The organism is Paenibacillus favisporus (assembly GCF_040545415.1).
Lineage (GTDB): Bacteria > Bacillota > Bacilli > Paenibacillales > Paenibacillaceae > Paenibacillus_AQ > Paenibacillus_AQ favisporus.
This window is the reverse complement of the sequence record NZ_JBEPLV010000006.1, coordinates 12554-33533: the sequence shown is the minus strand read 5'-3', so window position 1 is coordinate 33533 and position 20980 is coordinate 12554. Positions and strand designations below refer to the sequence as shown.

At 56.8% G+C, this 20980-nt stretch carries 19 protein-coding genes and 1 riboswitch; all 19 genes read right to left on the bottom strand.

All coding sequences use genetic code 11. From position 1 onward, the window contains the following. Window positions 1-63: 63 nt before the first annotated feature. Window positions 64-687, bottom strand: a complete 624-nt coding sequence (locus ABID47_RS24075) for an alpha/beta hydrolase (protein ID WP_354500502.1) — start codon at window positions 685-687, stop codon at window positions 64-66. Continuing rightward, on the bottom strand, window positions 687-1631 hold the full coding sequence (locus ABID47_RS24070; protein ID WP_354500500.1) for a ring-cleaving dioxygenase: 945 nt from the start codon (window positions 1629-1631) through the stop codon (window positions 687-689). The genes ABID47_RS24075 and ABID47_RS24070 overlap by 1 nt, the downstream gene beginning before the upstream one ends. Window positions 1632-1903: 272 nt before the next feature. Further along, window positions 1904-3187 carry a phosphoribosylamine--glycine ligase gene (gene purD / locus ABID47_RS24065; RefSeq protein WP_354500498.1) on the bottom strand — a complete coding sequence of 428 codons (1284 nt, stop codon included), beginning with the start codon at window positions 3185-3187 and terminating at the stop codon, window positions 1904-1906. Window positions 3188-3504: 317 nt separating this feature from the next. Further along, window positions 3505-5052: a bifunctional phosphoribosylaminoimidazolecarboxamide formyltransferase/IMP cyclohydrolase gene (gene purH, locus ABID47_RS24060; protein WP_354500496.1), complete on the bottom strand. Its 1548-nt coding sequence runs from the start codon at window positions 5050-5052 to the stop codon at window positions 3505-3507. Window positions 5053-5366: 314 nt separating this feature from the next. Beyond that, on the bottom strand, window positions 5367-5984 hold the full coding sequence (purN, locus tag ABID47_RS24055) for a phosphoribosylglycinamide formyltransferase (RefSeq protein ID WP_354500494.1): 618 nt from the start codon (window positions 5982-5984) through the stop codon (window positions 5367-5369). Continuing rightward, window positions 5984-7024 (bottom strand): phosphoribosylformylglycinamidine cyclo-ligase, encoded by a 1041-nt coding sequence (purM, locus tag ABID47_RS24050; protein WP_192717201.1) that lies wholly within the window; start codon window positions 7022-7024, stop codon window positions 5984-5986. The genes purN and purM overlap by 1 nt, the downstream gene beginning before the upstream one ends. Window positions 7025-7167: 143 nt before the next feature. Next, window positions 7168-8649: an amidophosphoribosyltransferase gene (purF, locus tag ABID47_RS24045; protein WP_089548980.1), complete on the bottom strand. Its 1482-nt coding sequence runs from the start codon at window positions 8647-8649 to the stop codon at window positions 7168-7170. Further along, window positions 8634-10877, bottom strand: a complete 2244-nt coding sequence (gene purL / locus ABID47_RS24040; protein ID WP_089548981.1) for a phosphoribosylformylglycinamidine synthase subunit PurL — start codon at window positions 10875-10877, stop codon at window positions 8634-8636. Before purL ends, purF begins: the two co-directional genes overlap by 16 nt. After that, complete coding sequence (gene purQ, locus ABID47_RS24035; RefSeq protein ID WP_076176811.1) at window positions 10855-11544, bottom strand: phosphoribosylformylglycinamidine synthase subunit PurQ; 690 nt, start codon at window positions 11542-11544, stop codon at window positions 10855-10857. The genes purL and purQ overlap by 23 nt, the downstream gene beginning before the upstream one ends. 5 nt (window positions 11545-11549) lie before the next feature. After that, window positions 11550-11795 carry a phosphoribosylformylglycinamidine synthase subunit PurS gene (gene purS / locus ABID47_RS24030; protein WP_076176812.1) on the bottom strand — a complete coding sequence of 82 codons (246 nt, stop codon included), beginning with the start codon at window positions 11793-11795 and terminating at the stop codon, window positions 11550-11552. A gap of 115 nt (window positions 11796-11910) precedes the next feature. Continuing rightward, complete coding sequence (locus tag ABID47_RS24025; protein ID WP_354500490.1) at window positions 11911-12798, bottom strand: phosphoribosylaminoimidazolesuccinocarboxamide synthase; 888 nt, start codon at window positions 12796-12798, stop codon at window positions 11911-11913. A 214-nt stretch (window positions 12799-13012) separates the two neighbouring features. Beyond that, the gene (gene purB / locus ABID47_RS24020; protein ID WP_076176814.1) at window positions 13013-14308 is read right to left on the bottom strand and encodes an adenylosuccinate lyase; all 1296 of its coding nucleotides are present in this window, start codon (window positions 14306-14308) and stop codon (window positions 13013-13015) included. Between the two features lie 3 nt (window positions 14309-14311). After that, a complete protein-coding gene (gene purK / locus ABID47_RS24015) occupies window positions 14312-15484 on the bottom strand; it encodes a 5-(carboxyamino)imidazole ribonucleotide synthase (RefSeq protein WP_354500488.1) in 1173 nt (390 codons plus the stop codon). Next, on the bottom strand, window positions 15481-15966 hold the full coding sequence (gene purE / locus ABID47_RS24010; RefSeq protein ID WP_076176816.1) for a 5-(carboxyamino)imidazole ribonucleotide mutase: 486 nt from the start codon (window positions 15964-15966) through the stop codon (window positions 15481-15483). Before purE ends, purK begins: the two co-directional genes overlap by 4 nt. 165 nt (window positions 15967-16131) lie before the next feature. Then, window positions 16132-16233: riboswitch (purine riboswitch) on the bottom strand. A gap of 219 nt (window positions 16234-16452) precedes the next feature. Beyond that, window positions 16453-16887, bottom strand: coding sequence for a universal stress protein (locus tag ABID47_RS24005; RefSeq protein ID WP_076176817.1), 435 nt, complete (start codon window positions 16885-16887; stop codon window positions 16453-16455). A 98-nt stretch (window positions 16888-16985) separates the two neighbouring features. After that, on the bottom strand, window positions 16986-17249 hold the full coding sequence (locus ABID47_RS24000; protein ID WP_076176818.1) for a DUF1294 domain-containing protein: 264 nt from the start codon (window positions 17247-17249) through the stop codon (window positions 16986-16988). Between the two features lie 308 nt (window positions 17250-17557). Continuing rightward, window positions 17558-19696 carry a DNA topoisomerase III gene (locus ABID47_RS23995; protein ID WP_354500485.1) on the bottom strand — a complete coding sequence of 713 codons (2139 nt, stop codon included), beginning with the start codon at window positions 19694-19696 and terminating at the stop codon, window positions 17558-17560. A 168-nt stretch (window positions 19697-19864) separates the two neighbouring features. Then, window positions 19865-20005: a hypothetical protein gene (locus ABID47_RS23990; RefSeq protein WP_163880674.1), complete on the bottom strand. Its 141-nt coding sequence runs from the start codon at window positions 20003-20005 to the stop codon at window positions 19865-19867. 78 nt (window positions 20006-20083) lie between these two features. Further along, complete coding sequence (locus ABID47_RS23985; protein ID WP_354500483.1) at window positions 20084-20827, bottom strand: acyl-[acyl-carrier-protein] thioesterase; 744 nt, start codon at window positions 20825-20827, stop codon at window positions 20084-20086. Window positions 20828-20980: the final 153 nt, after the last annotated feature.

Genomic DNA, 20980 nt, shown 5'->3' with positions numbered 1-20980 from the left:
GCAACAAAAAAAGGCTGCCGGGATGAGTCCCAAGCAGCCTTTTCCTTATGTTCGATCAAACCATTATCCTTTACTGTTAAAATGACGCTCAAACCAGGCGGTCGCCGCATCAATCTCCAGCTTGCTCAGCTGGTGTCCGTAATTTGCCCAATGCAGCTCGGAATCCGCACCGGCGTCAGACAGCAGGGAATGGAGCTCCTCGGTTTCGCTGATGGAGCAGATTGGGTCATTCGTCCCTGCCCCGATAAATACCGGAACGCCGGTTAGATCAGGCAGCTCCTTCCCGCGCAGCGGAACCATCGGATGCAGCAGAACTGCGCCCTGCAGGGCGTCGCTGTAATGGAACAGCAGGCTCGCGGCAATGTTGGCGCCGTTGGAGAAGCCGACAGCCACCATCCGGTTCCGGTCGATGGAATACTGCGCTGCCGCCTCATCCAGAAAGGCCTTCAGCTCATGTGTTCGCGCAACCAAATCTTCCTCGTCGAACACCCCTTCGGCCAGTCTCCGGAAGAAACGCGGCATGCCGTGCTCCAGAACGTTTCCCCGCACGCCAAGCACGGATGCCCCTGGTGCTATCATGTCTGCGATCGGAAGCAAATCCCGCTCATTCCCACCCGTTCCGTGAAGAAGAACCAACACGGGTGCCTCCGGCCGACTTCCTTGAACAAAAATATGCTTCATACTCATTATTGTACGCCTCCCAACGCACGGACCTGAATGTCCGGCAAAAGTTGTTCTATCACTTCACGCTGCGGCTCATACCACTCGGGCAGCATGAGATGTGTCCCCATTTCTTCTTCCGGCTCATCTCTTGCAAACCCTGGCGGATCTGTGGCGATCTCAAACAAAATCCCGCCCGGCTCGCGGAAATACACCGCATTAAAATACTGACGGTCGACGATCTGCGTCGGACGAAGACCGGCTTCCTCCACCAGACTTCTCCACGCCTCATGCTCCGCAAAATCCTTGGCACGCCAGGCGATATGATGCACCGTACCAGCACCGGCGGTCCCCCGCTCTTCATGACCGATATTCACGTCGATGATGTTGCCGATATCGCCGGTACTGCGGTAACGGACCTGGCCTTGGTCTTCGCCGATTTTGGCCAGTCCGAGGATTTCTTCCAGAACCAGCATCGTCTGCTTAGGGTTATTGCTTCCCAAAACGGCTCCGCCGAATCCCTTAATGGCATGGTCCACTGGAACCCCGCTGAAGGACCAGCGGCTTGGCGCCCCTTCGGCCCGCTCCACCAATTCAATCTGCAGACCGGAAGGATCTTTGAATTGAATGTACGTTTCTCCGAATCTTTCCGTCGTGCCGTACGCCAAATCCAGAGAGCTCAGACGCTGCATCCAGAAATCCAGGCTTCCCGGAGGAACGGCATACACCGTCGTTTTCACCTGTCCGCCGCCAACGGTACCTGTTCGGCTATTGTCCCTCGGAAAAAACGTAATAATCGTCCCCGGACTACCGTGCTCGTTGCCAAAGTACAGATGGTACACGTTTGGTGCATCGAAGTTGATCGTTTTTTTCACCAGTCGAAGCCCGAGCACCCCTGCGTAAAAATCAACGTTTTCCTGGGCGTTGTTCACGAATGCGGTAATGTGGTGGATCCCTGTCGTCTGCAGCATGGTTTGAAACCTCCTCTGTGCTCTCTGAATTTTAAACCTCTCATTGCGTTTACGACTTGCCAAACCTGATCTGAATTTATTTTAATATTAAGATTTATAAATATATAATATATGATTTCGAGACTTTTGGCAAGGGGGTATATAAAGAGTGATCTGCTGAACAACAAAAGGCGCCCCTTCGGTCGTGTGTCGACCTCGGAACGCCTTCTATCTCAGATCCGGCAAAGTGTACCGGGCAACATCCCTAGGGATGCATCTCTAGCGAAACATCTTTATTTCCCGCTCTTCACCAACGCCTTGGCGGCGATGTCCGTGCGGTTCTGCTTGCCCTCGAACGTAATCTTCTCGGCCTGCGCGTATGCCTTCGCGCGGGCTTCAGCGATGTCGGCACCCAGGCCGACGACGCCCAGCACACGGCCGCCGCTGGTGACGAACTCGCCTTGCGCGTTTGTGGCCGTTCCCGCGTGGAACACGAGGGCGTCTGCCGCATCGACCTGATCCAGCCCCTGGATCGGCAGTCCCTTCGGATACGAAGCGGGATAGCCACCCGAAGCGAGCACGACGCACACGGCGGCCTCATCGCTCCATTCGATGTCGACATCGGCCAGTGTACCGTTCACGACCGCGAGGAAAATGTCGAGCAGATCCGTCTTCAGCCGCGGCAGCACGACCTGGGTCTCCGGGTCGCCGAAGCGGGCGTTGAACTCGATCGTGGTCGGCGTACCGTCCGGCTGGATCATCAGCCCGGCAAAGAGCACGCCGCGGAACGGCCGGCCTTCGGCGACCATCGCTTTGGCGGTCGGCTTGATGATATTTTCGACAGCGGCTTCAACAATCGCCGGATCCACATGCGGCAGCGGCGAATAGGTGCCCATGCCGCCCGTGTTTGGACCCTTGTCCCCGTCAAACACCGGCTTATGGTCCTGCGCAGCTGCCATCGGCCGCACTGTCTCACCGTCGACAAAGGACAAAATCGACATTTCCTGCCCCTGCAGGAACTGCTCGATGACGACCTGAGTGCCGGATTCGCCGAATACTTTGGTTACCATGATGTCGTGGAGCGCTTTTTCCGCTTCCTCCATCGTAAACGCCACGGTGACGCCTTTTCCTGCGGCAAGTCCGTCCGCCTTAATGACGATCGGTGCCTGCTGTGACTTCAAATAAGCGGAAGCTTCTTCGTAATTGTCGAATTTGCGGTAAGCCGCCGTAGGAATATTGTATTTATGCAGCAGGTCCTTCATGAACGTTTTGCTGCCCTCGATTTCAGCCGCCTTGCGGTTAGGCCCGAATACCGGAATATTTTTCGCCTCAAACGCATCCACGATGCCGTCTGCCAGCGGATCGTCCGGTCCGACGACGACCAACCCCACTTCTTTCGTCAAAGCAAAGTCCGTCAGCTTGTCGAATTCATTGACCTGAATCGGCACGCATTCGGCGATCTGCCCGATCCCCGCATTTCCCGGGGCGCAGTAGATCCGTCCCGCCTTCGGGCTCTTATGCAGCGCCCATACGATGGCATGCTCGCGGCCCCCGCCGCCAATCACCAAAATATCCATGTCCGCCTCCCGTTTCTTCGTTTATGCGTTAATTTTTCATTAGAAACCTATAACATTCGCGTCATCCTACCGCCAACATTACGGTGTCGACATCCTTTATAGCAGACAGCCGCGTTCAGCGGAGATTTTGATGACGGAAGCAGCTGCTGGGGGTCACTTTTCCAATAACAGCCCGGCTGCAGTCACCCTTCCCTAACTCTCTCCCAAACCTCTTAAACGCGGCTATCTCAGCCTTTTTCACTTTTCAGTGCATAGCGGCAATGACTTTACATATGACGGTATTGACTTTCTCCCAACCAGAACGGCGAGTTCCCGTCTTAGTGTTTAAAATGTCTCACGCCCGTAAATACCATCGCAATGCCGTATTCGTTGGCGACTTTAATGGACTCCTCGTCCTTGATGGAGCCGCCAGGCTGAATGACCGCCGTGATCCCGGCTTTGGCCGCCAGCTCCAGCGTATCGCCCATCGGGAAAAACGCATCGGAAGCGAGCACCGATCCCTTGGCCTTGTCGCCCGCCTGCTCGATGGCGATTTTGGCGGAGCCGACGCGGTTCATCTGACCCGCACCCACGCCAACGGTCATGTTGTCTGCTGCCAGCACGATCGCGTTGGACTTCACGTGCTTGACGACCTTCCAGCCGAACAGCAGCTGCTTCAGCTCCTCTTCGCTAGGCGCACGATCAGTTACGACTTTCAGATCGGCTTCGTCCAGCGAATGCACGTCGCTTTCCTGCACGATCATGCCGCCGTCGACCGACGTGACGACAAATTGGCTGGTCCGTTCCTTGGCAGAACCGAATTCGCCCATTTTCAGCAGACGGATGTTCTTCTTCTTCGTCAAAATTTCGAGTGCCTCATCGGTGAAGCCCGGTGCCAGCACGATTTCCAGGAAAATTTCGCTGAGCAGCGACGCGGTGTCGCTGTCGATAATGCGGTTAGCCGCGACGATGCCGCCGAAAATGGAGGTAGGGTCCGCGCTGTAGGCTTTTTTATAAGCCTCCAAAATGCTTTCGCCTGTGCCTACGCCGCAAGGGTTCATATGCTTGACCGCCACGACAGCCGGTTCGTCGAATTCTTTGACGATCTGCAGCGCCGCGTTGGCGTCGTTGATGTTGTTGTACGACAATTCCTTGCCGTGCAGCTGCTCGGCGGTTGTGATAGTGCCGGATGGAGCGAGCGGTTTGCGGTAGAACGCCGCTTTCTGGTGCGGATTCTCGCCGTAACGAAGGTCTTGGATCTTCTCGTAAGTAACCGTCAAACGCTCAGGAAGAGGATCGCCTGTGACGTTCGACAAATAATCGGAAATGAGGGCATCGTATGCGCCGGTGTGGCGGAAAACTTTGGCTGCAAGCCGTTTGCGCGTCTCCAGCGTCGTATCTCCGTTCTCGCGGATTTCCGCAAGTACAGTGCCGTAGTCGGCCGAATCGACAACTACGCTGACAAACGCATGATTTTTGGCTGCCGAACGAAGCATAGTCGGACCGCCGATGTCGATATTTTCGATCGCATCTTCATAGGTAACGTCCGGTTTGGCAATCGTCTCCTGGAACGGATACAGGTTTACGACCACCAGATCGATGTAGTCCAGGCCCAGCTCTTTCATCTGCTGCTGATGCTCCTCGCTGTCACGGACAGCCAGAAGGCCGCTGTGTACCGCCGGATGAAGCGTCTTGACGCGTCCATCCAAAATTTCCGGGAACCCGGTTACTTCGGAAATGCCGATGACCGGCACGCCTTCCTGTGCCAGCAGGCTTTTGGTGCCCCCTGTCGAAATGATTTCCACGCCCAATGCAGACAGCTCGCGGCAAAAATCCACGATGCCCTTCTTATCCGATACGCTGACCAGCGCTCTTTTAATACTCACGTTATGCTCCTCCTTTATGTGTAAAAACGATAACTTTCGCTCGAAGCTCATTTATTTCCCGAGAAATATCGAAAAGATTCCCCGGCATCCGCCTGAAGCGGGCCGAGCCGACAAAACCGTCAAATCCCTCCACAAAGCGCACTTTTTGCTCGATAACGGCCGAAGTCTTTGCGGAAACACCGAAATTTATCATTTAAAACGAAAAAGCCGCTGAAAGCCGCCGCCATTCGTGTCGGAACCGCGGCAGCTGTCCTTTATCCCCTTACCGTATCTCTATATCTTTGTGTTGTTACCTCTCCAACCACATTAAGGCGTCATCCCTTAAGCAGCGTGACTTTCCGGCCCTCCAGCTTCACTCTACCCTGGGCAAAAAGAGCAACGACCTGCGGGTACAGCTCCTGTTCCACAGCATGCACCGCCTGCGCAAAAGACTCCTCCGTCTCATGCTCGGCCACCTCGATCGCCCGCTGGGCGATAATCGGTCCGGTATCCATGCCGCCGTCCACAAAATGCACGGTTACGCCGCTCAGCTTGACGCCATAGTCCAGCGCTTGTCCGATCGCGTTTGTCCCGGGAAATGCCGGGAGCAGCGACGGATGAATGTTGATCAGGCGTCCCGCATATTTGTCGACGATCACGGAGGTCAGCAGACGCATGTACCCTGCCAGCACGACCAGGTCGATGTCCAGCTCCTCGAGCTTAGCGACGATTTCCGCCTCATATTCCTCGCGCGATCCGTACTGTTTGGGAACGAACAGATGCGCGGGAATGCCGAGGCGCTCCGCCCGGCCGACGACAGGTGCCGCCGGTTTGTCGCAGACAAGCAGCTCCACCGTCGCGCCGCCGAGCCTCCCCTCAGCGGCCGCTTCGGCCAATGCCTGAAAGTTGCCTCCCGTTCCGGAAGCAAACACAGCAATCCGGTAGCCGCTCATTAGACATCGGCTCCCGTAAAGGTCACAACCGACTCACCCGGCGTTACCGACCCGATGATGTACGCTTCCTCGCCGCTCGCCTTGAGCAGCTCCAGCGCCTGCTGCGCATCGCCTTCGCTGACGACAAGGACAAGCCCGATACCCATGTTAAATGTGGTGAACATGTCACGATTGGCAATACTGCCCTTGCTCTGCATCAGCTCAAAGATCGGCAGGATCGGCCAGGAACCGTAACGGATGTCCACGTTGACGTTCGCAGGCAGCATGCGCGGAATGTTCTCGATGAAGCCGCCGCCGGTGATGTGCGCCATGCCTTTCACGTTGACCTTCTCCAGCAGAGCCAGCAGAGGCTTCACATAGATTTTGGTCGGTGTCAGCAGGACGTCGCCCAGCTTGCCGCCCAGTTCAGGGATTTCATCGTGCAGGCTGTAGCCGGACTGCTCAAGCAGGAGCTTGCGCACCAGGGAAAAGCCGTTGCTGTGCACGCCGCTCGACGCGATGCCGATGACCGTATCTCCAGGGGCGATGGACGCGCCGTTGATGATTTTGCTTTTATCGACAACGCCGACTGTAAAGCCCGCGATATCGTATTCGCCTTCAGCATACATACCGGGCATTTCGGCGGTTTCACCGCCGATCAGCGCGCAGCCGGACTGATGGCAGCCCTCGGCGATGCCGGCCACGATCGCTTCGATCTTCTCCGGCACGACCTTGTCGCATGCCAAGTAGTCAAGGAAAAACAGCGGCTCTGCCCCCTGCACCACGATGTCGTTGACGCACATGGCCACCGCGTCGATCCCGATCGTGTCATGACGGTCCATGGCGAAGGCGATTTTCAGCTTAGTGCCGACCCCGTCCGTTCCGGAAACGAGCACAGGCTCCTCATATTTGTCCTTGTTCAGGCCGAACAGCGCCCCAAAGCCGCCAAGATCTGTCATCACTTCCGGACGGAACGTCCGTTTCACGTGCTTCTTCATCCGTTCTACCGCTTCATTTCCGGCCGCGATATCCACACCGGCATTTTTATAAGCCTCAGACACTCCAACGACACTCCTTTGTCAAATGCTCCGCCACTTTTTAAGCGGGTAAAGTATTCATATCCTGAATCGATCCACAGACACAGCCCAAACCTTCAGCCCGGCAATGCCATCGCGATCAGTAATCGCCCTGCATTCCAAGCCCATCAGCAGCTGCAGCCAAACTTCTCTTCACCGTTAAAATCCAGATGCGTCGGATAATCGTTGTCGAAACAAGCCAGGCACAGCCCGCCCTTGTAATCATCCGCATTGTTGCCTGCAATCGCGGTGATCAGACCCTCCGGGCTAAGGAACGCCAGCGAATCGGCGTTAATTTCCCGGCAGATTTCTTCCACCGACTTGCTTGAGGCAATCAGCTCGCGCCGGTCTGGCGTGTCGATGCCGTAAAAGCACGGATTTTTAAAAGGTGGCGACGTAATCCGCACATGCACTTCCACCGCCCCGGCGTCGCGAAGCAGGTTCACGATCCGGCGGGAGGTCGTGCCGCGGACGATCGAATCGTCAATCATGACGACCCGCTGACCTTCGACCACGCGGCGCACGGCGCTGAGCTTCATTTTGACGCCCTGCTCGCGCAGCTCCTGGCTCGGCTGGATAAAGGTGCGGCCCGTGTATTTGTTTTTGATGAGCCCCATCTCATACGGGATCCCCGTCTGCTCCGCGTAACCAATCGCTGCGGAAATACTGGAATCCGGCACCCCGGTCACGATGTCAGCGTCGACAAACGATTCGATCGCCATCCGGCTGCCCATCCGCTTGCGGGCGGCGTGCTGGTTCGAGCCGTTCATGTCGCTGTCCGGGCGGGCAAAATAGATGTATTCCATCGCACACAGCGATTTGCGGTGCTTCTTCTCCTCGAACCGGTCTTCATGCAGGCCGTCTTTGTCGAGAATAAGCAGCTCGCCCGGCTCGATGTCGCGGATCAGCTCCGCGCCGATCGTCTCGAGCGCGCAGGTCTCGGAGGCGAAAATATACGCCTCACCGAGCTTGCCCATCGTCAATGGCCGCAGCCCGTGCGGATCCGACGCGACCAGCAGCCGGTCGTTCGTCATGATCAGGAACGCGTAGCCGCCGACGATGCGGTTGAACGCATCTTTGGCCGCGGAGACGAGATCCTTCGGCGAACGCGCGATCAGATGCGCGATGACCTCCGTGTCGCTCGTCGTCTGGAATATCGAGCCTCCTTCCTCCAGCTCGCGCCGGATTTGCGGGGCGTTCACGATGTTGCCGTTGGTCGCCACGGCCAGGTCGCCGTCACGGTACTTGAACACCAACGGTTGCGCGTTCGTTAGCTTGCTGTCGCCGCTCGTCGAATAGCGCACGTGCCCGATGGAGATGTCTCCGGTCAGGGAAGCCATCATATCTTTGTCGAATACCTCTTTGACGAGACCCATGCCACGGTGGTAGTGAAATTCCTCGCGGTCGCTGACGCACATCCCCGCGCTTTCTTCCCCGCGGTGCTGCAGGGCATGCAGCCCGTAGTAGGACAAAGAAGCGGCGTCCGGGTGTCCATAGACCCCGAACACGCCGCATTCTTCTTTTAATTTGTCGAACAGCCCGTCTTTGCCCGAGCCCTCGTTATAATAGTCTCCCGTCCACAGCGTTTGCGGTGTTACTTCATGAGACATGGAATCGCATCCTCCCAGACCTGCTTCAAGCCTCCTACACTTTCGTTCACGGCCGAAGCACCGTTGATGTCAACCACCAGACTGTCGCCTTCCACGATGCCGATTTCGGCAACCGGCACGCCTTGACCTTCAATATAAGCTTTCAGCTGCTCTGCCTTGTCCCGGGATGCCGAGAGCAGGATGCGGGATTGGGATTCGCTGAACAGGGCTACGTCCGGACGAAGGCCGGTTTCGACATGCACCTGGGCACCCAGCGAACCGCTGATGCAGGACTCGGCCAGAGCCACTGCAAGACCGCCCTCGGACAAGTCGTGCGCCGACTGTACGAGTCCCTGCTGGATCGCACCAAGCACGGAGGACAGCAGTTTTTTCTCCGTATCCAGGTCGAGCGCCGGAGGACGTCCTTCCGTTGCCCCATGCACGACGTATTGGAACTCGCTGCCGCCCAGCTCCGCTTTCGTGTCGCCGAGCAGGAAGATGACGTCGCCTTCTTGTTTGAAGCCTTGTGTCGTAATATGATCCGTATCATGCACCAGACCGACCATGCCGACGACCGGCGTCGGGTAGATCGCTCCGCTGGCGTTCTCATTGTACAGGCTGACGTTACCGCCGATGACCGGCGTATCCAGCACGCGGCAGGCTTCGGCCATGCCGTCTACCGCACGCTCCATCTGCCAGAAAATATCCGGCTTCTCCGGACTGCCGAAGTTCAGGTTATCCGTGATCGCCAGCGGCTCGGCGCCGGAGCAGACGATGTTGCGCGCGGCTTCGCTGACCGCGATGCGGCCGCCGACTTCCGGGTCGAGATATACGTACCGCCCGTTGCAGTCGGTCGTCATCGCGAGGCCTTTGCGCGTGCCCTGGATCGTAACCACTGCCGCGTCGGAACCCGGACGGACCGCCGTACTCGTGCGGACCATGTAATCGTACTGATTGTATACCCAGGCTTTGCTGGCGACCGTCGGGGAAGCCAAAACCTGCTTCAAGGCGCCGCCCAGGTCTTTCACTTCTTCGTAGCGCAGCGTATCGACGCCGGCGTTTGCTTCATAATAAGCAGGCACGCTCGACGGCTTGTTGTACACCGGGCACTCGTCAACAAGTGCCTTGACCGGCATGTCGCCAACGACCTCGCCATGGTGGAACAGCTTCAGGCGTCCGTCGTCGGTCACTTTGCCGACCTTGGCGCAGATGACGCCCCAGCGCTCGAAAATTTCCATCGCCTGCGCTTCGTCCTTCGGTTCGACGACGAACAGCATGCGCTCCTGGGATTCGGAGAGCATCATTTCGTACGGCGTCATGCCTTCTTCACGCTGCGGCACCTGGTCGAGGTACAGCTCCAGGCCGTTGCCCGCCTTGCTCGCCATCTCCGCGCTGGAGCAGGTTAAGCCGGCTGCGCCCATGTCTTGAATGCCGAGCACGATCCCGGAATCGATCAGCTCCAGAGTCGACTCCATCACCAGCTTCTCCATGAACGGGTCGCCGACCTGAACGGCCGTCTTCTTCGCTTCCGACTCTTCGCTGAGCTCAACCGAAGCAAACGTCGCACCGTGAATGCCGTCGCGGCCGGTAGGAGGGCCTACGTAAAAGACCGGGTTGCCCACGCCTTTAGCCACGCCGCGCTGAATTTTGTCGTGGTCGATCAGACCGACGCACATCGCGTTGACCAGCGGATTGCCGTCGTAGCTGTTGTCGAACATCACTTCACCGGCAACCGTCGGAATGCCGATACAGTTGCCGTATCCGGCGATGCCGGCCACAACATGCTCGAACAGATACTTCACCCGGTCGCTTTCGAGCTTGCCGAAACGCAGCGAGTTGAGCAGCGCCACCGGTCTTGCGCCCATCGAGAAAATGTCGCGGATGATGCCGCCCACGCCGGTCGCGGCACCTTGGTAAGGCTCTACCGCGGAAGGGTGGTTATGGCTTTCGATTTTGAACACGACCGCCTGGTTGTCGCCGATGTCGACGATCCCTGCGCCTTCGCCCGGTCCCATCAGGACCCGCGGGCCGCTGGTCGGGAAGCGGCGCAGCAGCGGCTTCGAATTTTTGTAGGCACAGTGCTCAGACCACATGACGCTGAACACGCCGATTTCGGTATAGTTCGGCTGACGTCCCATAAAGGAGCAAATCAGCTCGTATTCACTGTCCGATACCCCAAACTGCTGATAGATTTTCTGTTCCGCAATCTGTGCTGCGGTCGGTTCCTTAGCGGACACTTGCTGCGCCATGGGTATCCCTCCAAGCCTTCAAAATGGATGTAAACATACGCTTGCCGTCCTCGGAGCCGAGCAGGGAGTTCACTGCGCGTTCCGGGTGCGGCATCATGCCGACGACGTTGCCGCGCTCATTGCAGATGCCGGCGATATCCAGCACAGAGCCGTTCGGATTGCTGCTGTAGGTAAAGACGATTTGGTTATTTTCCTGAAGACGCGCGAGCGTCTCCTCATCACAATAGTAATTCCCTTCGCCGTGGGCGATCGGAATGACGATTTCTTCATTTTCGCTAAAGTCGGTCGTAAACGGCGTGCGGTTGTTCGCCACCTTCAGCACGGTATCATGGCAGCGGAACTTCATGGACGTGTTGCGCAGCAGCGCCCCCGGCAGCAGACCCGCTTCCGTCAGGATTTGGAATCCATTGCAAATGCCCAGAATGTATTTGCCTTGCTCTGCAGCCTTGGCCACTTCACTCATGACTGGAGCAAACCGCGAGATCGCCCCGCAGCGAAGGTAGTCGCCGTAAGAGAAACCGCCAGGAACCAGAATGCAGTCGTAAGCGGACAGGTCTGTTGCGGTATGCCAGACGTAATCGACAGGCTCCCCGAGTGTTTCCTCTACCGCTTTGTAGCAGTCGATATCACAGTTGGAGCCGGGAAAGACGAGAACTGCAAATTTCATGGATGTTAGCCCTCCAATTCGTATCGGTAATCCTCGACCACCGTATTCGCCAGAAGCTTCTCACACATGGCTTTGACGCGTTGTTCCGCCTCAGCACGGTCATTCGTGTCCAGCTGAAGCTCCATGTATTTCCCGATGCGGAGGCTCGACACTTCCTCGAATCCCATCGAATGAAGCGCTCCCTGCACCGCAACCCCCTGCGGATCGAGTACGCCCTGCTTAATAGTGACATAGACCGTAGCTTTCATCATGTTCTTCTAGTTCCTCCTCTAGGAATGAGTGAATGAGTGAATGAATCCTTTTCAGGCCTGCATTAGCTAAAAAAATCGTCTAAAAACCTAAGTTCGTACTACAGCGGAATTTATCTTAAACGCGCTTCGTCAGGCGTTCGTAAATGTCTACATATCTGCGGGTCGTTTCGTCTACTACCGGCTGCGGCAGCGGGTCCGGCTGGCTGTTCTTGTCCCATGGTGTTGAGGCAAGGTAGGATCGCACCGGCTCCTTATCCATGCTGTCGATCTCGATGTCCAGCGCATAGTTTTCCTTAGCCCAGAAGCGCGAGGAATCCGGCGTAAAAATCTCGTCGATCAGGATGACCTTGCCGTCCAGTACGCCGAATTCGAACTTGCAGTCCGCCAAAATGATGCCGCGCTCATCGCAGTACCGCCGCGCGAAGTCGTACAGCTTCAGGCTTTTCTCCTGGAGCTCCAGCGCCAGCTCTGCACCGATTAATTCCTTCATACGCTCCATGGAGATGTCCTCGTCATGGCCGACATCGTTTTTAGCCGCCGGCGTGAAGATCGGCTCCGGAAACGGCTCGTTCTTGCGGATGCCCTCCGGCAGCTTGATGCCGTTCACTTCACCGCCCGCCTGGTACTGTCTCCAGCCGCCGCCGGTAATATAACCGCGCACGACGCATTCCATGTCGATCCGCTCGGCTTTGCGGACCACCATGATCCGGTCCTTCAAGAGCTCCTTGTTCTTCGCCACGGCGCCCAGGCGCTCGACGTCGGTATGGACAACATGGTTGTCCATGAAGTCCTTCGTCATTTCGAACCAGAACGCGCTCAGCTTGTTCAGCACGTTGCCCTTCTCGGGCACCGGCGGCTCCAGCACATAGTCAAAAGCGGATATGCGGTCGGTGACCACGATCAGCACATGCTCTCCCAAATCGTAAAGCTCGCGCACCTTGCCTTTGTACAGCAGCGGCGCGTCTACCAGTTCCACCGCGGTCGATACAGCCGGTGATGTCATGCGAATCCTCCCCACTCTTTTCGTCTTGGAGCTGCATCGGTACAGCTGCGAGCAACAGTTGAGCTTCCGGCCGCTGTTGTTTTCGGATTTCCTTGATGGATCAACACTTCTAGGTAGAAATCCGAAAACAAAGGCGGACGCTCCCGCTCCTCCAGCTTCAACTTTCCTCTCCACTGCCCTACTTACTCCATGACAAATTTATTGTACAGCCCTCTTATATCAAGCCAAGCTTTTTGAAAATCGTATCCACGTGCTTCAGATGCCACGACGGATTAAACGCATCTTCGATCTCTTCCGGGCTGAGCGCCTCCGTAATTTCCGGCGTCGCTTCCACGATGTCGCGGAACTGACGCTGCTCTTCCCACGCCTGCATTGCCCGCGGCTGCACGGTGTCGTACGCCTGCTCCCGGCTGAAGCCTTTGTCGATCAGCTTCGTCATGACGCGGCCGGAGAACGGCACGCCGTAGGTCCGGGCCATGTTGCGCTTCATGTTTTCCGGGAACACAGTCAGGTTCTTTACAATGTTGCCGAAGCGGTTCAGCATGTAGTTCAGCAGCATGGTCGCATCCGGCAGGATGATCCGCTCCACGGAGGAGTGCGAAATATCGCGCTCGTGCCAGAGCGCCACGTCTTCATAGGCGGTCACCATGTGGCCGCGAATGACGCGCGAGAGGCCCGAGATGTTCTCGCAGCCGATCGGGTTGCGCTTGTGCGGCATCGCCGAGGAGCCCTTCTGGCCTTTGGCGAAGGCTTCTTCAACCTCGCGCACTTCGCTCTTCTGGAGCGCGCGGATTTCCGTCGCGAACTTGTCGAGCGACGTCGCGATCAATGCCAGCGTTGCCATGTATTCGGCATGGCGGTCACGCTGCAGCGTCTGCGTGGAGATCGGAGCCGGGCTCGTGCCGAGCTTCTTGCAGACGAACTCTTCCACGAACGGATCGATATTGGCATAGGTGCCCACCGCGCCGGAAATTTTTCCGAACTGGACGCCGTTCGCCGCGTGGCGGAAACGTTCCAGGTTACGCTTCATTTCCTCGTACCAGAGGGCCATCTTCAGGCCGAAGGTCGTCGGCTCGGCATGAACACCGTGCGTACGTCCCATCATCGGCGTGTCTTTGTAAGCTATAGCCTTGTCTTTCAGGATCTCGATGAAGTTCAAAATATCCTTCTCCAAAATTTCGTTTGCTTGGCGGAGCAGGTATCCGAGCGCCGTATCCACCACGTCGGTGGAAGTGAGCCCGTAATGCACCCATTTGCGCTCCTGTCCAAGACTCTCCGATACTGCGCGGGTAAAGGCGATGACGTCATGGCGCGTTTCCTGCTCGATTTCGTAAATCCGGTCGATGTCGAATTTGGCATTTTCGCGAAGCAGCTTCGTGTCTTCCTTCGGAATGACGCCCAGCTCGGCCCAAGCCTCGCATGCGCACAGTTCTACTTCCAGCCATGCCTTGAATTTATTTTCTTCGGTCCAGATGGCCCGCATTTCCGGTCTGCTGTAACGTTCGATCATAAATTATCCTTGCCTCCAGATGTTAGTTTGTTCAACCCAGTCGAGTCCGTCCTGCACGTCCTTGCACAGCAGGTTGATATGTCCCATTTTGCGGTCTTTCTTCACGTCGCTCTTGCCATATAAATGAAGCTTCGGCACCACGCCGTATTCGCTGACGGCGATGCTTGGTCTGCCGCTGGCGCGGATCACCTGTTCCAGATGCTGGCCGAGCACGTTGACCATGACGACCGGGGTCAGCAGCGTCGTGTCGCCAAGCGGCATGTTGCACACGGCGCGGACATGCTGCTCGAACTGCGAGGTCGCACAGGCCTCCATCGTGTAGTGGCCGGAGTTGTGCGGACGCGGCGCCAGCTCGTTCACGTACAGCTGACCGTCCTTTGTCACGAACATCTCCACGGCCAGCAGGCCGACCGCACCCAAGTGCTCCACGAGCTGCTCCGCCAGCTTGCGGGCCTCCCGCTGAACCTGCTCCTCGACTCTCGCCGGGACGATCGACAGGTGCAAAATGTTGTTCACATGAATATTTTCTGCCACCGGGAAGCTTTTTACTTCCCCTTTTGGACTGCGGGCGGCAATAACTGAAATTTCGCATTGAAAATCAACGAATTTCTCCAGTACCAGCTCGCGGCCGGTGGCAGCCAGTTCCTCGTAAGCCGCCTCGAGCTGATCCTCCGAGCGGAGAACGATCTGGCCTTTGCCGTCGTATCCGCCGGTGGCGGTCTTCAGCACGCCGGGAAGTCCGAGCTCGGCAGCCGCCTCTCTGAGGCTCTCCAGGCTCGTAATTTCGCGGTACGGCGCCACGGGTACGCCCGCAGCTTCAATCGCCCGCTTCTCCCGGAGGCGGTGCTGCGTCGTGTAGAGCAGCGCGCTTCCTTGCGGTACGCTGGATTCCTTCTCCAACAGCGCCGCGACTTCTGCGTCGACGTTTTCGAATTCGTACGTAATGACATCTGACGCCGCCGCCAGCCGGCGGGCTGCATCAACGTCGTCGTAAGCCGCTTCAATCTGTCCTGCAACCTGCCCGCAGGGCGAATCCTGCGTCGGATCGAGCGTGATGAAGCGGTACCCCATAGCGGTTCCGGCCAGCGCCATCATTCGTCCCAGCTGGCCGCCGCCCAGAATGCCGATGGTGGAACCAGGGAGCCATGTCTGCTGCGATGCCTGATTGCTGCTCATAGCGAATCACTGCTTTCCAGCACTTCGTCGCGGATGGCATCTCTTCGAGCTTGCACCCGCGCTTGAACCTCGCTGTCATAGGCCCCGATGATTTGCGCGGCCAGGAGGCCCGCATTCGTAGCGCCCGCCTTGCCGATCGCCACCGTCGCGACCGGAATGCCGCCCGGCATCTGAACGATCGACAGAAGCGAATCCAGGCCGTTCAGCGCCTTGGACTGCACAGGCACGCCGATGACCGGCAGCGTCGTCTTGGACGCTACCATGCCCGGCAAATGCGCGGCACCGCCGGCTCCGGCGATGATGACTTTGAGTCCGCGCTCCGCCGCCTGCTCCGCAAAGGCGAACATCAGGTCCGGCGTCCGGTGCGCGGACACAACCTTTTTCTCATACGGAATTTGCAGTTCGTCCAGGACGAGACATGCATGCTGCATCGTTTCCCAATCCGATTTGCTGCCCATAATGACAGCGACCGCTGCTGACATGTTTCAACCCACTTTCCAAAAGTTTTTTTATTCATTCGGGAGAGACCCAAAAAGGCCCGGTGCCCGAGAAATACGTTGACTTTCAGGATACCGGACCGGGTAAGGAATACCGCTGCCGCAAACGCAGCAAGGAGGGAAGCCTTTCCGTCCATCGGAACCGGCGACTCCTCGGCAGTATTCCCTCGTAGTCCGGACATTTACGGTATCCGGGTAGAAACTTCCGGGCCATATCCCCGGCTTTATACGAGATCAATTCATTCGATTATTTGTTCATTCCCTTAACCATCCAGCGATGGTTCTCTGCCTCTTCCAAATCCCTTAAGGCTTTACACCTAACAGTTTAACAATCCCCTACACAACATGTCAACTAAAACACGAACAATTAAAACAGTGTAAAATCGAATGTTCGGATTTTGCTGCTGATTATTCCTAAAACAAAACCAGTGCACCCCATATTCGGGGCACACTGGCTTACAATTCCATCATTTATTTAACGACAAGCACCGGAATGGTCGCATGCTGCACGACGTTGTGGCTGACGCTGCCAAGCACGAACTCCCGGATTCCGCCCAAGCCGCGGCTGCCGATCACGATCAGATCATTGCCTTTTTCCTTAGCATATTCCAGAATGACTTCCGCAGGTCCACCCTGGATCATCTCCGCATTGTAGGCGACGCCTTCGCCATCGAGACGTTTCTTCACTTCCGCGACCGTCTGCTCAGCGAGTTCATAGAAGTCTTGGTTAACGGACGCCGGAATCGGAGCCATGCCTTCGCCAATGAATACGCGCGGGAAATCAAAGACGTGTACGACGTCGATGACCGCGTCAGGCGCCGCTTTCGCCAGTTCGATTGCACGTTCAAGAGCCTTATTGGAAGCTTTGGAACCATCATAAGCTAAAAGAATTTTGGAAAATAACATGTGGACCCACCTGCGCTTTCTCTGTATGAAGTGTGAATTGAGATGTTATTAAACCGAATTAGCAAGAAATGAAACCATGTTGTACATCAAGTGATAAATCAACTCATGAAAAATGCGTACAGAACTGCGTTGACGAACAGCAGCAGCGGTATCCCGACCCGAAAGCTCAGATGCCTGGTCTTATGGCGTTTGCGGTACATGGCGATCAGTACGCCCAGCGCACCGCCGATGGCGGCAAGCAGAAAGAGCGTTCTTTCCGGCACACGGTCACGCCTGTTTCTAGCCCTTCTTTTATCCTCGGACATGATCAGGTAACCTACCGCGTTGATAAAAATAAACCAGATCAAGAGCGCCGTCCTCACTTACGCTACCACCCCCCGTTCTACTGCTTGCTTCTATTATAAAACTTTACTAGCCAAGAGACAAACCGCCAGGCACTCGTCTGCCAGTATTCCCAGCAAAAACGCCTACCTGGCGGAGTTTTCCTAAATCATGATGGAGCAAATCAGTGTCTCCGGCGTTACGCTCCTTACTATGACGGCTTCCTCTCGTTTGAGAGATTCCAGTGAACTGGCTGGATTCTAGCTGTGGCAGCGATAGGCGAGAAAGGTTTAATGCATGCATGCTCTGTCCGATCAGCCAGAGCATGCAGCCCGGGTCTTTCAGGCCGTTAACCGTTCTTTTTCTCCATCGCCGCTTTCAGCAGCTCGCCGAGGTTCGAGCCAATCGGCTCCTGCTTCTTGGCGTACTGCTGCACCAGCTTGCGCTCCTCGCGCTTGTTGACGTGCTTGCTGTCCTTGTTGACTGTCTCCGTGATGCCGCAGGACAGGCACTGCACATACAGGCCGGCTTTGCCTTCCTTCATCTCCATCTTCTTGTGGCACTGCGGGCAGCGGCGGTTGGACAGGCGCTTCTCGTCCGAACGGCGGTAGCCGCAGTCCTCGCTCGGGCAGACGAGCATCTTGCCGCGCTTGCCCTTCTTCTCCAGCAGCCGGGTACCGCAGTCCGGACAGTGGCTGTTCGAGACGTTGTGCGGCTTGTAGTCCGCCTTGCTGTTCTTTACGCCTGCCACCAGATCCTTGGACATGCCGCGGATTCCCTTCAGGAACGGCTCCGGCTGCCCTTGGCCGCGGGCGATCTTCTCCAGCTCGGCTTCCCACTTGGCCGTCAATTGCGGCGTCCGCAACTCCGGCGCAACGAGTCCGATCAGCTGCTTGCCTTTACCCGTCGGATGCAGCGCGTTCCCCTGGCGCTCGATCGTATCGGAGTTCACCAGCTTCTCGATAATGTCCGCCCGCGTCGCCGGGGTGCCGAGCCCGTGCTTCTCCATCTGGGACAGAAGCGCAGCCTCGGTATACCGCTTCGGCGGCAAAGTCCGGCCGCCTTGCATGATGACCCGCTGCACCTTGACGGCTTCGCCCTCGTTCAGCACTGGAAGCTGGGCTCCGCTCTCTTCGCCGTCGGCATCAGCCGACGAATCTTCATCCGATTCGTCGGAGACGTCACCGCCGTATACCTCGCGCCAGCCGCTCTCCTTGATCGTCGTCCCTTTCACATGAAGGGACTCGCCTTCCACGTCGATCGTTACCGCGACCGCGTCGTACCGTGCCGGCGGGTAGAACAGGCTGATGAAGCGCCGGACGATCAGGTCGTACAGCTTGCGCTCTTCAGTGTTCAGCTGATTCAAAAGCACTGTCTCTTCCGTCGGGATGATCGCGTGGTGATCGCTGACTTTCGAATCGTCCACGACGCGTTTGGTTATATTCAAATTTTTCCGCAGCAGCGGACGCGCCAGGGAAGCATATGGCCCAATGGCAACGCTCTCCAGGCGTTCCTTCAGCGTGCCGGTCATATCCGACGTCAGATAGCGGCTGTCGGTCCGGGGATAGGTGACGAGCTTGTGCTGCTCATACAAACGCTGAAGCACGTTTGACGTCTGCTTCGCGGAGAAGCCAAACCGGCGGTTCGCGTCGCGCTGCAGCTCGGTCAGGTCGTAAGCGAGCGGATGAGGTTCGACCTTCTCCGTCTTCTTCACCTTGGCGATCCGGCCGGACGATCCGTCCAGCTTGCGTTTCAATGCTTCGGCCGCGCTCTTGTCGAAGATGCGGGCATCGCCATTGTTCCCCCGCCACACCGCGGCAAATCCGCCGAAGTCAGCCTTGATTGTGTCGTATTCCTCCGACCGGAAATTGACGATTTCATTTTCCCGGTCCATGATCATGCCCAGCGTCGGGGTCTGCACCCGTCCCGCGGAGAGCTGCGCCCCGAATTTGACGGTGAGCGCCCGCGTCACGTTCAGGCCGATCATCCAGTCGGCTTCAGCCCGGCAGCGCGCGGATTCGTACAGCCGGTCGAACTGGTTCCCCGGCTTCAGCGAAGCAAAACCTTCCTTGATCGCCTTGTCCGTCTGCGAAGATATCCAGAGCCGCTTGAACGGCTTGTTCCATTTTCCCATCTTCATAATCCACCGGGCGAGGAGCTCCCCCTCCCGCGCGGCGTCCGTCGCCACGATCAACTCGCCGACGTCCTGGCGGCGGAGCTGCTGCTGCACAACCTTGAACTGCTGGGCGGATTCACGCAGCACCTTCAGCTTCATCGATTCCGGCAGGATCGGCAGATCCTCCAGGTTCCAGGTTGCGTATTTATTGTCGTAATCCTCGGGCTCCGCGAGTCCGACCAAATGGCCCAGCGCCCAGGTGACGATATATTTCGGACCTTCGATATATCCTTTATGCTTGTCGCGGCTTCCCATGACGCGCGCAATTTCGCGGGCCACGGAAGGCTTTTCGGCTAATACCAATGATTTCATGACGTACCACCTTTCTTTCCGTCCTATTATAACATTGAATCCAGCAGCGGATGCAAAAGGAAGGTAACCCTGTTTTATCTTATCGCCTGTGCAAAATAAAATCCCCCAGCGGAACCTCGGCAGGAGCCGAAGATGCCACTGAAGGACTTGGGGTGGTGCGGTAAATGCCTAATCCTGTTCCTGCTTCGGAATTTGGTTCAGGCTCGGCGGAAATTTAGCAGCTTTATCCGGATGCAGCGTAGTGTATTCCTGTTTCCGGCTCGCTCTGTTTGGCAGGTTACTGTCTTTAACCGGTTTACGATGCGGCATGCTTATCCCCCCTTATCCTTTAACAATCCCCCGATCGGGACGGAATTATCCATGGGGCGATAGGATACCTTCGTTCGTTCAGTTCGTTCCTTTCAATAGAAGATACGCATCAAAATAATGCGACCCGTCCTCGGCTTGTCCGCTCACGTACACCCGGCCGCCGGACAGCTCTGACCGTTTCACCACCATGTCATCCCCCAATCGGGCCTCGTGATGGTAGGTGATCCGAAAACCAGCACAAGAATAACCCGTAAGCTCCTCCTTGGTCAGCGTATCCATGCACAGATCGGCATAACGGGAATTGTTCAGATGCAGATTGGCGTCGATCCCGCTGTAGCGTACCACGGAGCGGTACGATTCATGAAGCGGCATATCCTCAGGTATAGTTACTTTATCCGGTGCTTCACCGGCCGAGTCCTCTTCATTAATGTAGACGTCAAAAGGGAACTTGGATGGCCGCAGCATTCTGCGTTTCTGGATGTCCACGAGCGCCCAAATGCTGCACGCTTCGCCGAGAATCTCCCCGCCGCTGCCATTAATCTCAAAGTCCCGCTGCCACAAGGCCCCTCTCGGGCCTTTGTTCCAAGTCTCGATGTTGATTTGCTCCAGCGCCTTCGGCATCCGGCTTATGCGCAGATCCATCGTAATCAGCATCCAGCCCATGCCCGCTTCGATCATCTGGTCCCTCGTTGCCCCAAGCTGCTCCAGATCGGCGTCGGCCGTTCTCTGCGCCAAAGACAGCAGTACCGACAGCCGTGCTTCGGATTTAAAATCGATATCGTTGGAATGAATTAAGTAGGTTTCAGTCCACTTGTTGCCCATGCTATGCGCTCTCTCCTCTTTTTACGTTAAAATGATACTCGTACGTTGTTAGCCAGCCTTTCCATTTGGTGAAAAAGCCCTATCTTTCATCGGCTGCGCCTTTCCCTGTATGTATAAGAAGCAGCGGAACGTTCATCCTAAGGCCACCACATC

Coding starts and splice junctions, on each gene's coding strand:
- purN (WP_354500494.1), bottom strand. CDS start 5,984: ATGAGCGGCTACCGGATTGCTGTGTTTGCTTCCGGAACGGGAGGCAAC.
- purB (WP_076176814.1), bottom strand. CDS start 14,308: ATGATCGAACGTTACAGCAGACCGGAAATGCGGGCCATCTGGACCGAA.
- purF (WP_089548980.1), bottom strand. CDS start 8,649: ATGTCTCATGAAGTAACACCGCAAACGCTGTGGACGGGAGACTATTAT.
- ABID47_RS24005 (WP_076176817.1), bottom strand. CDS start 16,887: ATGTTATTTTCCAAAATTCTTTTAGCTTATGATGGTTCCAAAGCTTCC.
- ABID47_RS23990 (WP_163880674.1), bottom strand. CDS start 20,005: ATGCCGCATCGTAAACCGGTTAAAGACAGTAACCTGCCAAACAGAGCG.
- ABID47_RS24070 (WP_354500500.1), bottom strand. CDS start 1,631: ATGCTGCAGACGACAGGGATCCACCACATTACCGCATTCGTGAACAAC.
- ABID47_RS23995 (WP_354500485.1), bottom strand. CDS start 19,696: ATGAAATCATTGGTATTAGCCGAAAAGCCTTCCGTGGCCCGCGAAATT.
- ABID47_RS24075 (WP_354500502.1), bottom strand. CDS start 687: ATGAGTATGAAGCATATTTTTGTTCAAGGAAGTCGGCCGGAGGCACCC.
- ABID47_RS23985 (WP_354500483.1), bottom strand. CDS start 20,827: ATGGGCAACAAGTGGACTGAAACCTACTTAATTCATTCCAACGATATC.
- purS (WP_076176812.1), bottom strand. CDS start 11,795: ATGATGAAAGCTACGGTCTATGTCACTATTAAGCAGGGCGTACTCGAT.
- purD (WP_354500498.1), bottom strand. CDS start 3,187: ATGGATATTTTGGTGATTGGCGGCGGGGGCCGCGAGCATGCCATCGTA.
- purE (WP_076176816.1), bottom strand. CDS start 15,966: ATGTCAGCAGCGGTCGCTGTCATTATGGGCAGCAAATCGGATTGGGAA.
- purK (WP_354500488.1), bottom strand. CDS start 15,484: ATGAGCAGCAATCAGGCATCGCAGCAGACATGGCTCCCTGGTTCCACC.
- purL (WP_089548981.1), bottom strand. CDS start 10,877: ATGGCGCAGCAAGTGTCCGCTAAGGAACCGACCGCAGCACAGATTGCG.
- purQ (WP_076176811.1), bottom strand. CDS start 11,544: ATGAAATTTGCAGTTCTCGTCTTTCCCGGCTCCAACTGTGATATCGAC.
- ABID47_RS24025 (WP_354500490.1), bottom strand. CDS start 12,798: ATGACATCACCGGCTGTATCGACCGCGGTGGAACTGGTAGACGCGCCG.